The sequence below is a fragment of the Tepidibacillus fermentans genome (assembly GCF_004342885.1).
GTDB lineage: Bacteria > Bacillota > Bacilli > Tepidibacillales > Tepidibacillaceae > Tepidibacillus > Tepidibacillus fermentans.
In genome coordinates this window covers 18,286-32,165 of the sequence record NZ_SMAB01000002.1, presented here as the reverse complement: position 1 = coordinate 32,165, position 13,880 = coordinate 18,286, and the positions used below count along the sequence as shown (strand labels likewise).

At 34.1% G+C, this 13,880-nt stretch carries 17 protein-coding genes and 2 riboswitches; of the genes, 4 read left to right on the top strand and 13 right to left on the bottom strand.

Features of this window, described 5'->3' with window-relative positions; translation table 11 throughout:
- Positions 1–2: 2 nt before the first annotated feature.
- Together gcvH and gcvT are read right to left on the bottom strand one after the other, a co-directional pair.
- On the bottom strand, positions 3–395 hold the full coding sequence (gcvH, locus tag EDD72_RS01480) for a glycine cleavage system protein GcvH (protein ID WP_132766861.1): 393 nt from the start codon (positions 393–395) through the stop codon (positions 3–5).
- 35 nt (positions 396–430) lie between these two features.
- Positions 431–1,528 (bottom strand): glycine cleavage system aminomethyltransferase GcvT, encoded by a 1,098-nt coding sequence (gcvT, locus tag EDD72_RS01475; protein ID WP_132766860.1) that lies wholly within the window; start codon positions 1,526–1,528, stop codon positions 431–433.
- Positions 1,529–1,620: 92 nt separating this feature from the next.
- A riboswitch (glycine riboswitch) is annotated at positions 1,621–1,700 on the bottom strand.
- 3 nt (positions 1,701–1,703) lie between these two features.
- Positions 1,704–1,795, bottom strand: a riboswitch (glycine riboswitch).
- Positions 1,796–2,015: 220 nt separating this feature from the next.
- Between gcvT and EDD72_RS01470 the strand changes: the two genes are divergently transcribed.
- The 3 genes from EDD72_RS01470 (at position 2,016) to EDD72_RS01460 (ending at position 5,617) form a co-directional block, all read left to right on the top strand.
- Positions 2,016–3,737 carry a DEAD/DEAH box helicase gene (locus EDD72_RS01470; protein ID WP_132766859.1) on the top strand — a complete coding sequence of 574 codons (1,722 nt, stop codon included), beginning with the start codon at positions 2,016–2,018 and terminating at the stop codon, positions 3,735–3,737.
- Entirely contained in the window at positions 3,734–4,600 is an 867-nt protein-coding gene (locus EDD72_RS01465; RefSeq protein ID WP_132766858.1) for a YqhG family protein, read from the top strand. The genes EDD72_RS01470 and EDD72_RS01465 overlap by 4 nt, the downstream gene beginning before the upstream one ends.
- A 159-nt stretch (positions 4,601–4,759) precedes the next feature.
- Complete coding sequence (locus tag EDD72_RS01460) at positions 4,760–5,617, top strand: hypothetical protein (protein ID WP_132766857.1); 858 nt, start codon at positions 4,760–4,762, stop codon at positions 5,615–5,617.
- A gap of 78 nt (positions 5,618–5,695) precedes the next feature.
- On the opposite strand, the gene EDD72_RS01455 is transcribed toward EDD72_RS01460, so the two are convergent.
- From EDD72_RS01455 to EDD72_RS01405, 11 genes are all read right to left on the bottom strand, one after another.
- On the bottom strand, positions 5,696–5,938 hold the full coding sequence (locus tag EDD72_RS01455) for a YkuS family protein (protein ID WP_341539460.1): 243 nt from the start codon (positions 5,936–5,938) through the stop codon (positions 5,696–5,698).
- A gap of 47 nt (positions 5,939–5,985) precedes the next feature.
- Positions 5,986–6,162 carry a YqzE family protein gene (locus tag EDD72_RS01450; RefSeq protein ID WP_132766855.1) on the bottom strand — a complete coding sequence of 59 codons (177 nt, stop codon included), beginning with the start codon at positions 6,160–6,162 and terminating at the stop codon, positions 5,986–5,988.
- 55 nt (positions 6,163–6,217) lie between these two features.
- Positions 6,218–6,745 carry a shikimate kinase gene (locus EDD72_RS01445; protein ID WP_132766854.1) on the bottom strand — a complete coding sequence of 176 codons (528 nt, stop codon included), beginning with the start codon at positions 6,743–6,745 and terminating at the stop codon, positions 6,218–6,220.
- A complete protein-coding gene (locus EDD72_RS01440) occupies positions 6,738–7,133 on the bottom strand; it encodes a hypothetical protein (RefSeq protein ID WP_132766853.1) in 396 nt (131 codons plus the stop codon). Before EDD72_RS01440 ends, EDD72_RS01445 begins: the two co-directional genes overlap by 8 nt.
- Positions 7,133–7,651 carry a hypothetical protein gene (locus tag EDD72_RS01435; protein ID WP_132766852.1) on the bottom strand — a complete coding sequence of 173 codons (519 nt, stop codon included), beginning with the start codon at positions 7,649–7,651 and terminating at the stop codon, positions 7,133–7,135. Before EDD72_RS01435 ends, EDD72_RS01440 begins: the two co-directional genes overlap by 1 nt.
- The gene (locus tag EDD72_RS01430; RefSeq protein ID WP_132766851.1) at positions 7,588–7,926 is read right to left on the bottom strand and encodes a hypothetical protein; all 339 of its coding nucleotides are present in this window, start codon (positions 7,924–7,926) and stop codon (positions 7,588–7,590) included. Before EDD72_RS01430 ends, EDD72_RS01435 begins: the two co-directional genes overlap by 64 nt.
- Positions 7,913–8,350, bottom strand: coding sequence for a prepilin-type N-terminal cleavage/methylation domain-containing protein (locus EDD72_RS01425; RefSeq protein WP_132766850.1), 438 nt, complete (start codon positions 8,348–8,350; stop codon positions 7,913–7,915). The genes EDD72_RS01430 and EDD72_RS01425 overlap by 14 nt, the downstream gene beginning before the upstream one ends.
- 17 nt (positions 8,351–8,367) lie before the next feature.
- Positions 8,368–8,745 carry a competence type IV pilus major pilin ComGC gene (locus EDD72_RS01420; protein WP_132766849.1) on the bottom strand — a complete coding sequence of 126 codons (378 nt, stop codon included), beginning with the start codon at positions 8,743–8,745 and terminating at the stop codon, positions 8,368–8,370.
- A 13-nt stretch (positions 8,746–8,758) separates the two neighbouring features.
- Entirely contained in the window at positions 8,759–9,805 is a 1,047-nt protein-coding gene (locus EDD72_RS01415; protein WP_132766848.1) for a type II secretion system F family protein, read from the bottom strand.
- Complete coding sequence (locus EDD72_RS01410) at positions 9,798–10,886, bottom strand: GspE/PulE family protein (protein ID WP_132766847.1); 1,089 nt, start codon at positions 10,884–10,886, stop codon at positions 9,798–9,800. The genes EDD72_RS01415 and EDD72_RS01410 overlap by 8 nt, the downstream gene beginning before the upstream one ends.
- A 176-nt stretch (positions 10,887–11,062) precedes the next feature.
- A complete protein-coding gene (locus EDD72_RS01405; protein WP_132766846.1) occupies positions 11,063–12,919 on the bottom strand; it encodes a monovalent cation:proton antiporter family protein in 1,857 nt (618 codons plus the stop codon).
- 120 nt (positions 12,920–13,039) lie between these two features.
- Here EDD72_RS01405 and EDD72_RS01400 point away from each other — a divergent pair, with 120 nt between their 5' ends.
- Positions 13,040–13,858, top strand: coding sequence for a metallophosphoesterase (locus EDD72_RS01400; RefSeq protein ID WP_132767077.1), 819 nt, complete (start codon positions 13,040–13,042; stop codon positions 13,856–13,858).
- The last annotated feature ends 22 nt before the right edge of the window (positions 13,859–13,880 follow it).

The following is a 13,880-nucleotide window of genomic DNA, read 5'->3' as shown; positions in this document are numbered from 1 at the left end:
GATTATTCCTCCTCTTTTATGAAGGCGTCATATTCCTCTGCAGATAATAATTGATCTAATTCAGATGGATCACTAATTTCTACAACAACCATCCAACCTTTACCATATGGATCTTCATTGATCACTTCTGGTGCTTCCTCTAAGCTTTCATTGATTTCTACTACTTTACCAGTTACAGGGCAATACACATCAGAAACTGCTTTTACAGACTCAACAGAACCCATGGTCTCGTTAGCAGTTACTTCGTCGCCTACACCTGGAACCTCCACGAAAACGATATCACCTAGTGAGTTTTGGGCATAATCAGTGATCCCAATTCTTACTTTGTTATCTCCTAATACTTCTACCCACTCATGTTCTTTACTGTACTTCAAATCTTGTCTTAATTCGCTCATTTAACAAACCTCCCTAAAATTATGTACATATGGTCTTATTTACTCCTCTTATAAAAAGGAGTCTTTACAATTTGGGCTTTTATTTTCTTATTCCGAATCCCAACCCAAACTTCATTTCCTATTGTTGCATGTTCTGTTTTAATGAGAGCTAGTCCAAGGTTTTTCCTCAAGGTAGGAGATTGAGTGCCTGTCGTGATTTCACCTATTTGTTCATCACCAACATATACAGGATAATGGGAACGGGGTATTCCACGTTCAATCATCTCAATACCAACTAATTTTCTAGGAGTTCCCTGCTCTTTTTGCTGCAATAGTACATCTCTACCAATGAAGTCACCTTTATCCCACTTCACAAAAAAAGCAAGTCCTGCTTCAATAGGAGTGATGGTTGGGGAAAGCTCTTGCCCATATAAAGGTAATTTTGCTTCGAATCTCAATGTATCCCTAGCCCCTAGCCCGCAAGGAATAACACCATCATCTTTCCCAATCTCTAATATTATATCATAAAGTTTTACTGCGTCATCATTGGATAAATAGATTTCAAACCCATCTTCCCCCGTATATCCAGTTCGGGAAACCAATGCCTTGATACCTTTTAAATGGACATCTGGATGAAAAGAAAAAGATCCAATGGTAGATAAATCGATATCCGCAATTTTTTGTAATACTTTTTCGGCAAGTGGGCCTTGTAGGGCTAATTGAGAAACTTCTCGAGAGATATTTTTAATCTCAACATCCCCTTTTTTATGCTCCATAAACCAAGCCACATCCTTGTCAATATTCGCAGCATTAATGACAAGGAGATAATGATCCTCAGCCAATCGATAAACCAATAAATCATCCACTGTGCCCCCGTCTGGATAGCACATCGGACTATATAAAGCTTTACCGTCAACTAGTTTAGAAGCATCATTGGTAATCATTTTTTGAATAAATTGAAGGGCATCCTTCCCTTGTATATCCACTTCTCCCATATGAGAAACATCAAAGAGTCCAGCTCGTTCTCTAACAGCCTTATGTTCATCAATAATGCCTGAAAACTGAACAGGTAGTTCCCACCCTCCGAACTCAATCAGTTTTGCTCCATATTTTTGATACAGAGGATAAAGTGGTGTTCGTTTTAATTCAGCCATGAAAGCACCTCCTATTTTTTATTTTTTCCGAAACAAGAAATATTTCTCTAATAAAAGAAAAAGACAAAACAAATGATAGAATCCATCACTTGCTCTGTCCTTTTTGCCTGAGAGTTACCTTTAGAATTCTAAAGTTTCTCCTTTGGCGGCTCTAAATGAGCTCTCTCCAGAGTTGCGTCCAATAAAAGTACTTTTGCCTGAGAGATTCACCTTATGAAAGGCTTGCTCCTTCGGCGCTACCCATGTAGTCTCTCCTTTTATCTTCATTCGCTAAATTATTCTTTTTTTAAAATTAATAAAACTTTGATTTCATTATACCAATTTAAACAAAAACACGGTAGATTTTTCATCGATTTTCTTGAGTTTAAAACATAAAAATGAAAGTTTCGCTCATACTAAACTATACGGATAAAGGTCGAATCCATGAATTCTTATAAAAAGCGTAATAGGTAATTGCCATTTATCGAGCTTAAAAAGGAGTAGAGATATGAATAAGGTACCTGAGAGAATTTATTCGATTCAAGTGAATGATCAGACTGTACCCATTCATTTTGATCAAGAGTGGATAGAACATCTTCAAAGTACCTTTCAACAGGATGGTCCATGGAATATGTGGGAAGTGTTTCAAATGGCCTACCAAGCGGAAGAAGTGATGAAGGTAGAAGACTTTGATGAACTTCAGTGTTTGTCCTATCTAGCAAATGTAACTCCTTTCCCTCATCAAATTCATACTGCCAAAAAAGTATTAAATGAAATGCATGGACGAGCAATATTAGCAGATGAAGTGGGACTTGGTAAAACGATCGAAGCGGGATTAATCATGAAAGAATATCTGATTCGTGGACTAGCTAAAAAAATCTTAATTCTAGTTCCAGCTTCATTAGTCCTTCAATGGACCCGTGAACTGAATCAAAAATTTGATATTCCTGCTGTTGCTCAAAAAAAAGAATGGATGTGGGAACAATATGATATCATTGTCGCTTCAATGGATACCGCGAAACGTCCACCACATCGTGAACATATCATGAACCAAAATTATGACATGTTAATTGTAGATGAAGCACACAAATTAAAAAATAAAAACACAAAAAACTGGGAGTTCATTAATAGTATTCGTAAAAAATTTATCCTTTTATTAACAGCTACTCCCATCCAAAATGATATGATTGAACTTTATAATCTTGTCACTCTCTTAAAACCCGGTCAACTAGGTCGCTTCCATCACTTCCAGAAAGAGCATATGAAAGATAAACGGAGCCCCAAAAACAAAGAACTGCTTCGAAATGAAATTGAAAAGGTAATGATCCGCAATAAACGCTCTGACGAAAATATTGAGCTAAAGTTTCCAAAACGAATTGTACAAAACATTCTAATCGAATTAACCGAACCTGAACGACGTTTATATAATGAAATCTCTAGCTTCGTAAAAGGTCAATACCGAAAATTTCGTGGAGATATTCAAAATATGCTCGCTCTCATCACCTTACAAAGAGAAATATGCAGCAGTCGTGATGCGGCGTTTATTACTTTAGTCAATATGTTTAAAAAATCAGGCGGAAACGAAGAGATGAAAGAAGAAATACTTCGATTAGTTCGAATTGCAAAAGAAGTCGATGTTCAGTCAAAGGCAGAAAAAGTGGTCTCTCTGCTTAACGAATTAAAGGATGAAAAGGTGATCATCTTCACTGAATATCGAGCCACTCAAGAATTTTTGATGAGCAAACTTGCAGAACAGGGGATCAGATCGGTTCCTTATCGTGGTGGATTTAATCGTGGAAAGAAAGATTGGATGATGGAATTATTCCAACGAAAAGCACAGGTAATGGTTGCAACGGAAGCTGGTGGTGAAGGAATCAACTTGCAATTTTGTAACCATATTATTAATTATGACCTTCCTTGGAATCCAATGAGAGTTGAACAGCGAATCGGACGTGTTCATCGCCTAGGTCAAACCAAAGACGTTTATATTTATAACTTATCAACAAACCAAACGATTGAAGAACATATTCTATATCTCTTACATGAAAAAATTAATATGTTTGAAAATGTAATAGGTTCACTAGATACCATTCTAGAAAGACTACAATTTAAAGATATCGAAAGTAATATTATGGACATTATGGTTAATTCTAAAGATGATCAAGAAGTTAGGGATCGTTTAGCTGGAATCGGAAGTCAAATTAAAAATGGGGTGAATGAATGTAAATGAATCAACAGATGAGTCATACATGGGTACGAGATTTTGTTGAAAAATACCTAGATATTCATCAATGCGAATTTATTGAAAAAGCACCCACCCATTTTCAAGTGAAGCTTTCCGTTGATGTGGATAAAGATTTAACTAATCGACCCTATTATTGGACTTTTGTCGAAAGAACAGGAGTTGAACCAGAAACTCTTACCATGAATTTTATTTTTGATCCAGATCAAGCCCCTAACATTCGCGGTGAGGTGGTAAAACTTGGTTCTAGGAGACTTCAACAAATCTTTGACTCTGTAAAAAAAAGAGGGAAAATCGTCCGATTATACCAACAAGTAGATAATAATAACATACGTACATCTTTCGGTCAGCAAGGAAAAATTCACAACCTACACCCATGGCTAGGAGTAAATTATAAGATTGAATTTATCAGTGATAAAAAAAAGGACCTTTTTCTTTCTTTAGGAATCAATTTAGGGAATGGAAAAATGAAGAGCAATTTTCTTTCACTATTAAAAGAAATCTCTTTAACACCCGTATTACCTGCAAATGTTTCTACAATTCCACCTTTTATCACCTTTCGTGAAGCCAGGCTTCAATTAGAGGAATGGATATTAGGAGAGATTCATAAAGAAGACTTTTCTTGGGTAAAATTAGCAAAAGAACGACTTGAAATGGAATTAGAACAAATTGAAAATTATTATCATACTCATTCTGAAGAAGATAAAGACGTTAAGACGAACGAACAAAAAATAGAGCTAGAAAAAAAACGGATTGACAAAGAGAATCGAATCAACGAAATTAAATGGCGATATTCACCACGAATCATAGTTCAGCCCATTAATTATGGAATTTTTTATTTAGAAAGATGAAACCCCCTTTCATCTTTCTTTTTTTTACCTTTTTTCATCTTCATTCGCTAAAACTTAACAATAAATTCGCACTGTTTAGTGACAGAAACTAACAGACATTGCGTTTTCTACAAAATAAAATCATCTTTAGGGAGAAAATATATAGAAAAGAGGTGAATTATGAGAGAGAAAAGACATTATTTTAAATATTTTATCTTCTTCTTCACAATCTTAACTGCTGTAGTAATGATTCAAAAAGTGGCCTTTGTTCCGTTAGAAGTTAGTTCAAGTACAATAGAGATGATGAAATGGTTAAATCAGTTAAAAAAAGATTCACTCTTTAAAGAGATGAATACTAACATTGTCAAAAATAATACGGAGCAATATTCTTTAACACCAACTCATACGATGTTAACCTTCCCAGTAAGTCTTCAATATAAAGTCTACCTCATCGTCACAATGGATCGATCGATTCAAGAACAAATCTTAGAATATGGTATCGGAACATATTTACCTTATCAAAAAAATGTAATTATCAATGAAGATATTCAACAACTTCAACCAAAATCATTTTATTATTTTTCACCAATTGAAAGTTTTTGGAAATATGATCTAGGCAAAGAAATCGTCTATATCGAAGGCTCTACTGGAGAATGGTTACCCGATCTAAATGAACAGAAGATAAAGAACATTGTACCCACTGTACTTACATTTCAAGAAACTTTAACAAATGCATTTCAGAACAGGAATTTATCCTTTAACCCAAACGACGATTTATCCTGGTTAAGCAATCACTCACAGAATGAAGGAATCATCGATTTAAGCCAGATCAAATCCCTACTGCAAGCAAATCAAAGATTGATGTTTGTTGGTAGTAAATATAACAACCAAGTAAATTTTGCCTATCCAATTATTGGCTATCATCTTTGGAATCAGAATCAACTCTATTTAGCCATTTATGATGATGAATTAGACCTTGTGCGATATATTTCAATCAAAGATTTGCTGAAATATGGACAAGTAATACCTATACACTAAGAAAAAGAGCTTTGGAACCATCATTCCGAAGCTCTTTCTTAATCCATCTATAACGATTAATATTTATTGAAAAATAGATCATGATAAGTGGTTGGATATCATTTGGTATACTTCTTCTGGGGTTAACCCTTTGGCATTGATCACAGTAGATTTGGTTGTAACATCTTGCATACCCATTACATCTTTATCTTGACCTGTAATCACGAAAGCATCTGCTTGAGTATTTTGATTTAAGTCAACCACGTCATGCCCTTTACTTTGCAAATATTGTTTGACTGACTGTAAGGATTGTTCAACAGCAATACGTGCCAATAGATCCACCCCCTCTCTTTTTTAATATGAGCGAGAAGAGGTTAGACTATACCACGTTACACATTTTTTTGAAACCGTTTTGCCCACATTTTTAATGAAAGTGGTATTAGACCAAACCAATGATGAGAAAATGATTCTTTATGTTTCTTTTCTGCTGATCTTATTTTTTGGGGTTGGTCCATTCGTTCCATCAATTGAACAGTTAAGTATTTTACAAAATCATTTGATTTCATGAAAAACTCCCCCCTTCAGTTTAAGTATCGACGTTCTAAAGGGGTTGTATACAACTCATTTCAAACCTAATTTATTTTGGATTTCCTCTATAATTGAATCTACACTCTTATTATCTGTTAGAATGATAAAATCCGCGGATTGACGATATAGTCGTAAACGCTGATGATAAAGCTCTTTCATTCGGAGCTTCATATCTGTATCCGTTTTTAATAAAGGACGATCCTGTTGTTGCTTGGTCACCCGATCAAATAAACTATCCAGCGATGCCTCTAATAAAATCGTCAAATGTGGTTTCATCAATGATCGATTTTGATCCGATAAGATAATCCCGCCTCCTGTTGCAATAACGGATGGCTTCTTATTTTGAACAATATCTGCAAATATTTCGGACTCCACTTTACGAAAAAAAGATTCGCCTTCTGATTGAAAAATCTCAGAAATTGTTCTATTTTCTCTACGTACAATTTCTTCATCAAGATCAATAAAGGGAAGATGAAGTTGTCTAGATAATTCCTTGCCAATTGTACTTTTCCCTACTCCCATAAAACCAATGAAAATGAGATGTTGTTTGTCGTTAATCATATTGAAATCCTTCTTTCCAATCTAGGATGGTAAAATTCGTTTTGGAAAAATCTACATAAATTCTTTTGTAGGTCTTACTAGGTATAGCAATTGTACTGTGTATGATTGGTTGAAATAGATCTTGTTTAAATTGTATGACATATGTATTGCCATTGTAAACAAACGACATATTTCCTTGGAAATTAGGATTTTGTTTTAACTGATCGATTGCTAATGCAACTCCAGATTCCAAGAAGTAATCCATTTCTGTTTCCATTTTCATCTTCAGAAAATTGTCTTTCCAGATCAGCTGATTCTCAACGAAGGAAATTAGCGATAAGAGGATAATGAAGAACGCCCCTAAAACAGGAAGAAACACAAACCCATCTTGTTTTCGTAAGAGATTCATCATGTCTGTACCCTTTTTAGAATGAAATCATCGAAGGGAAACACTCGATCATCCAACTTTAAACGTCCCGATAGATGAATTCCCTCTCCGTTTGGTAAAATTTCAAATCGAATAGAATCGACATATTCAAAAACAATCACTGTACCATTAAGTGCTCCTTCCCCTTTTTTCACCTCACGTATGACCTTCACACCATCAAAACGAAATACCTCTAATTTACTTTTACTTTCAATATATAAAGTTTGTTCACTACCAAAGAAACGAGATGCAGGTAATACACTACTTTTTAAATAGTTATATCCCATATGATAAGAATGTTGAAGAACAAATTGAATTCTTTGTTCTTCCTTCTCCTTTTGTGTTACAATTAAAAAATTCAAAAGGTAACTAACTAAAAAGGTAAAAAAGGAAATCATAATCATGAATTCAACATATGAAAATCCTTTTGGGTTCATTATGTACCGGGATAGACTAATTTCTTCAATGAAATCTCCCGCTTTTGTTCTTCTTGTTTCCACGATACCATCACCTGAATTTCGAGAATTTGGAAATTATATGGTTGTACATAGACTTGAACATGATAAATATTACGCTGATATTCCTTTTCCTGTAATCGATTTTGGCTCACTTCCATTTCAGAACGAGCGATGGTTAGAGCCAGATAATCTTGGCTCCGATGTTCCCTTTCGATCATCATTTGTCGATAGATCGGAATACTACTCATAAGAATCACACTGAATATAAATATCGCCCATAATGTTTCAACCATAATGATTCCCTTATTTTTTAACATGAATCTGCCCCGTTTCTAATTGAATCACTAATTGTCTTTCTCCCGATGGAGAGACTACATCAATAGTTCCATTTCGATAAGCTAATTGTCCAAAGGCATTAAACATGATACGGTGATTTAAGAAATTTTCTGAGATGAAAATATTATTACTATACTGCACTTTTTTGATCAGTCCTCGTTCATTACGAATGAGATAAAAATGGGCATCAGAATTGAAAACAATTTCCACCCATTTATCTGTATGTACTGCTTCTTGTTGTGCCCAAAAATAATCTGCTAAAAATTGATCTACCCATTGTTCTAGCTCAGACCGTTCTTGGAAATTACGAAAAGACGGGATAGAAAAAGATAAAAGCATCCCAATCATAAAAAGAACAAAAACCACTTCAAGTTGAATAAACCCTTTATGTTTTCGTATATCCATTATTTCTTGACCCATTTTTATTCATTATGTGAAGCGATACTACAGCTTACTTTTACTCGTGTTAAATTTGTTGATGGATCTACATAATTAGGATCAAAGGAATAGGTTCCCCCTGATGGACAAGTAATAACGGAATTTAGAAGCCCTTCTTTCGCTAAATCTGTCACAAAAGTTGAGGAATTCGGATAGGCATGATGTTCGAGATAATAATTTTCTAATTGAACTTGAATTAATTTTTGATTGGCTAGACAAGCTTTTTTCTGCGCCTTCTCTCCTGATGCTTTTAAATTAGGAGTAGCAATTGCCAAAATTATACCAATAATGAATATAACCACTAAAATCTCGATCAGCGTAAATCCTTTATTGTTTTTCTTAACAGAAGTGATCATCTTCATTTCTTTTCCCCTCCTAAATCGATTGAATTAATGAAAAAATAGGTGAAAACAAAATGTAAATTAACACAAATACAAATACCCCTGTCAAAGAAATTAAGATAGGTTCAAGCCACTTTAGTTTTCGTTTCAATTCCGATTCGATTTGTTTTTGTAATTCTTCTGCATACTGTTTCATCCCGATATCTAATGAACCGACTGATTCATAAAACCGTACCATCTCAAAAAAAGAAGGTAAAAATATGTTCTCTTTTACGATTGTTTCTGATAGACTTTCACCTTCGTATAATGATTTTTTTATCCTTTTACTAGCTTCTTGTACCAAGATCTCATTAGACTCCGAAAGTATATTGATTCCTGTCATTAAGGATATTCCATGATTTAAGAAAAGACTTAAATTCGAACTAAATAAAAAGGTATATTTTTGTAACCAATATTTTTTCAATCCTGGAAAATGAAGCATCCATAATTTTATTTTTTTATGATAAACTTTCTTTCTTAAAAGATAATAAATAACAATGAAACTTACAGATGCAGAAAGTAAAATCCATAATTTATAGTCGTGAAACCACTTAAAAATTGTGAAAATCAACCGAGTTGTAGATGGGATTTCAATTTGAAGTGTCACATATAATTGTAGAAACTGGGGAAGCAAAATCGTGGTGAAAAACAGGAATAAAAGAATGATCAATAGTAGAAGAAAAATTGGATATGATACAGCATTTCGTACAGTATTTTTAAATTGATATTTTTGTTGATAATACGACTCACATTGTTCAAAAGCTAAAGCTAAGTCTCCATGACTTTCCCCAATAGTGATAAAAGAAACATAAGTTTTCGGAAATTGAAGCTTTTGTAACGTAGCGGATATCGTTTCTCCTTGCTCCATCCAATAAATAAAATGATCGAGATCATGACTAACCTTATTTGGTAAAACGTCTTTGATTAAGCGAATTCCTTGCGTTAACGGGATTCCATTTCGAATCTGTACCTTCATGAGTCGACTGAACTCAATCCGTAAAGAATCATCCCATTTTCGTGAAAACCATAAAATCTTATTCATAATCCGTCACCAAAACCCGATGGAATTCCTCTATCGTTGTTTCTCCTTGCTCGACTTTTTCCATTAAAATATCCTGTAATTGCTTATAATGTAATTCCCTCATCTTTGATCGGATCTCTTGAGTAGAAGCCTGTTGTAAGATCAACTCACGAATCGAATCAACAATCGGTAAACCTTCAAAAATCGCAAAACGGCCGATATAACCTTCACCAGAACAACTGATACAATTCGGATCTGCTCCTTGACAATTACAGCGTTTTCGTACTAACCGCTGAGCAAGAATCATTTGTATCGCTGATGCGACCAAATATGGCTCAATCCCCATGTCTAGTAATCGCGTGATCGCACTAGCAGAGTCATAGGTATGTAAAGAGGATAAAACCAAATGTCCAGTTAAAGCCGCTTCTATCGCAATATTCGCTGTCTCCTTATCCCTTATTTCTCCGATCATGATCACATTGGGATCCTGTCTTAAAATTGATCGCAATCCTCTTGCAAAAGTTAATCCAATCTCTGTTTGAACTTGAACTTGGTTAATCCCCTCAATTTTATATTCAACCGGGTCTTCTAAGGTCGTTATGTTATGGGAGACTTGGTTTAGAAAATGTAGTGATGCATATAGTGTAGTTGTTTTTCCAGAACTCGTAGGCCCAGTGATTAAAATCAAACCATTTGTCTGCTTCAAAACTCGTTGATATTGAATTTGCACTATTTCTGACATTCCCAATTCTTCTATTTTTTTAAAACGAGGTTCCTTTTTTAAAAGTCGAATTACCATCTTTTCACCATAAATTGTCGGTAGGATGGAGATTCTTAAATCAGTAACCAGCCCATCTTGATCAATCGTTATGGCACCATCTTGTGGCAATCTCTTTTCAGCCACATTTAAATCAGCGAGTACTTTTATTCTTGTAAGTATCGCTTTCTGATGTTGAAGGTTTATTTCTTCATAGATTTTCAGAAAGCCATCCACACGATAACGAATCAGAGCTTTCTTTTCAAACGGTTCGATATGAATATCACTCGCATCAAACGATAAACAAAAATCAATTAAACGATCGATATATTCTGGTATCTCCACTTTTTACCTATCACCTCGCTACTTTATCAAACTTATTTTCTAAATTAATTTCTAACTTCTACAAAAAATAACAATTCCCTCTTAAATTTTACAATTTTTTTAAAAATTTAATGAATTAAAAATAAGGTTGTATATTCCAACACGCTTATAGGAATCATAAAAACCATTTTCAATCCTTAAATATAAAGAGTATTTTTAAACTGTTCGATGGTCTCTTTTGTCCCTAGAATTAAAAGAATATCCCCTTCTTCGATTTCTGTATCCCCATGGGGAAGAATCGTTTCCCCTTTACGATAGATGGAGACAAGAAGAATATCGGCAAAAATTTTTAGATTGCGAACGGTTTTTCCGATCAATCTCTTATCCCATATTTCAATTTCTTCCATGTGTAATCCTAATCGGTCTTCTAAGATATCGGCAGTAACTGGATGTTTGATCATATTTTCTAATAAACTTACTGTAGACAATTGAGGGTTTAATGGCCTTATTTTTTCCATTTTTTTTGCTTTTTCCATCAAAGTTGGGTCATTGAGGACGACATAAATGTGTGATGAAAAATAATAGGATAGAAAATGAGCAATTTCAAAATTTACTTGATCATTTCCTGTAAGGACTACTATTGCCCTTACTTTTTCAGCCTCAAATTGTTCGATTAATTCTGGATCAAGGGCATTTCCCCAAATCACATTAAAACCAGACATCATCGTTTCATGTACTTTTTCTTCATCGGAATCGACCATAAACACTTTGATCCCCGAATTTAAAAATCGTTTCGCTAGAAGAATAGCATTTCTCGTTGCACCAATGATTAGTACATAATGATCTTCTTCTTTTTTCTCAACGATGGGGATCAGTTTCCCAAATAAAATCGGTGAGATGATACTTGTCAATATGGCCACTAATACAATTGCAGCATTTGCTTCATTGGAAATCGCTCCAATATTAACTCCAATTGTAGCTGCCGCAATCGTTACACTCATCTGCGTTGATAAAATAATACTTCCAGCAATCGTCTCTCTCCATGGGAATAAAAATTTAAACAATAATACAGGTAGTCCTTTTACGATATAAACAATGATGAATAAGAGTGGTACGAGCAATAAGCCTCTTGGATTGTTGATTAAAACAGATGCATCAAAATTAACGCCAACTAAAATAAAAAATGTAGGGATTAAAAAGCCAAAACCAATTGCATCTAGTTTATGAACGATTTCTTCCCTTCTTGTTGGATCACCGATTAAAGAAACAACGACTCCTGCCAAAAATGAACCTAAAATCATTTCAACTCCAATAGCTTGAGCTAAGACAAGAAAAATTAACATCAATGCAAATGAACCACGAATGCCAATTTGTGTCGTTCCATGGGCTAATTCTTGAAATATAGGATTTCCTTGAAAACGATGACTAACTCGATAAAAGAAAAGAACCAATCCTAACAAAGCAAATACAAAGAGAATCTTTACACTAAATCCACCTTTAAAAAGCGATACTGCCACAGAAATGAGTAACATAGTAACAAAATCAGCTATGACTGCACCAGTAATGATATATTGGCCAAAACGAGTATTGGATAATCTCCTTTCTTTTAAAACTGGCATTACAACACTTAGAGATGTTGTTCCAACTATTAATGCCATTAATAAAGGATCTTTAATAAATCCCATACTCCGTAAAAGAATCGATACCAAATAAGCCAAGAATAACGTTATTCCTAACATAACCAAAGAAAGGGTGATAGGATTTAGTAATTTATTTGCTTTTTGCTTTTCTTCTTGATTCGTAAAAATTTCAAAATCAATTTCTAAACCTGCGACGAACATTAAATAGGCTAAACCAAAAAATTGGATAAATTGCAACCATTCATCCATGACAATTAAATCAAAACCACTTTTCCCAATAATCATCCCAACAAGAATTTCACCGACAACAACGGGGATATAGATCTTTTTTATTTTTCGAATAAGTATCGGAACTAAAAAAGAAAGAATTGTGACAATCAATAAAGAAGTTAAAGAAAAATGGACGTTTCCCATACATACCTCCTATTATTCATGTCATCACTCTTGTATCTATCTCTTTTTCCATATTTTTAGTATATACAATTCTTAAACAGTCGTTTAACATGAAGATTGTATTTTCCATATGGAAAGGTGATAGATAGTGAAAAATGGGCGATTCCTTTACTCGCATTTGGACTTTTATACTACTATTCCCACCGAAATACCTATAAACCAGAATTTAATCATATTCAATTAAGAATAAATGGGATAAAAACTAAAAAACCTATTCATATCTTACATTTATCAGACTTGCATATGGAGAAGATCTCGATTACACCTAGCCAATTATATCAACAATTAAAAGAAGAAGAGATTGATCTGATTGCATTGACAGGCGACTATTTAGATAAAGCCAAAAACATCAATAAATTTCTTCAGTATCTTGCTGTTCTTCATCAACGACAACCAAAATATGGGATTTATGTTGTATTTGGCAACCATGACTATTTATTACGGGATCGTATTCACTATTTTCGCCAAAAAATCGAAGAAACAGGGGCAATCGTTTTAATCAACGAAAGTCATACAATCCAAATTCACGGACAAATTGTCAATATTATTGGCATTGATGACCATTTTTCAGGAAGAAGTGATATTTCTAAAGCATACCAAAATATCGAAAAAAATGGAATCAATCTTGTATTATCTCATGACCCAAATATTGTTTTACAGATGGAAGGATATCCATTTGACTATCTGCTTTCTGGACATTTTCACGGTGGTCAAATCCATTGGCTAAAACCTTATCATCTGGTAAAAATGGGAAAATTAGCGCGGCAAAACATGATTAAAGGATTACATTTCCACAAAGAAAGACCTTTTTATATTAGTGAAGGACTTGGCCAAACAGGATTAAATATCCGCTTGCGTTCCCGTCCAGAAATCACCATTCACACTCTTGTATCATCTTAAAAAAGAAATTTCATGATATAAG

What these genes read in the sequence shown, in the direction of transcription:
- gcvH (WP_132766861.1), bottom strand. Translation starts at nt 395, where the DNA reads ATGAGCGAATTAAGACAAGATTTGAAGTACAGTAAAGAACATGAGTGG.
- gcvT (WP_132766860.1), bottom strand. Translation starts at nt 1,528, where the DNA reads ATGGCTGAATTAAAACGAACACCACTTTATCCTCTGTATCAAAAATAT.
- EDD72_RS01470 (WP_132766859.1), top strand. Translation starts at nt 2,016, where the DNA reads ATGAATAAGGTACCTGAGAGAATTTATTCGATTCAAGTGAATGATCAG.
- EDD72_RS01465 (WP_132766858.1), top strand. Translation starts at nt 3,734, where the DNA reads ATGAATCAACAGATGAGTCATACATGGGTACGAGATTTTGTTGAAAAA.
- EDD72_RS01460 (WP_132766857.1), top strand. Translation starts at nt 4,760, where the DNA reads ATGAGAGAGAAAAGACATTATTTTAAATATTTTATCTTCTTCTTCACA.
- EDD72_RS01450 (WP_132766855.1), bottom strand. Translation starts at nt 6,162, where the DNA reads ATGAAATCAAATGATTTTGTAAAATACTTAACTGTTCAATTGATGGAA.
- EDD72_RS01445 (WP_132766854.1), bottom strand. Translation starts at nt 6,745, where the DNA reads ATGATTAACGACAAACAACATCTCATTTTCATTGGTTTTATGGGAGTA.
- EDD72_RS01440 (WP_132766853.1), bottom strand. Translation starts at nt 7,133, where the DNA reads ATGAATCTCTTACGAAAACAAGATGGGTTTGTGTTTCTTCCTGTTTTA.
- EDD72_RS01430 (WP_132766851.1), bottom strand. Translation starts at nt 7,926, where the DNA reads ATGTTAAAAAATAAGGGAATCATTATGGTTGAAACATTATGGGCGATA.
- EDD72_RS01425 (WP_132766850.1), bottom strand. Translation starts at nt 8,350, where the DNA reads ATGGATATACGAAAACATAAAGGGTTTATTCAACTTGAAGTGGTTTTT.
- EDD72_RS01420 (WP_132766849.1), bottom strand. Translation starts at nt 8,745, where the DNA reads ATGAAGATGATCACTTCTGTTAAGAAAAACAATAAAGGATTTACGCTG.
- EDD72_RS01415 (WP_132766848.1), bottom strand. Translation starts at nt 9,805, where the DNA reads ATGAATAAGATTTTATGGTTTTCACGAAAATGGGATGATTCTTTACGG.
- EDD72_RS01405 (WP_132766846.1), bottom strand. Translation starts at nt 12,919, where the DNA reads ATGGGAAACGTCCATTTTTCTTTAACTTCTTTATTGATTGTCACAATT.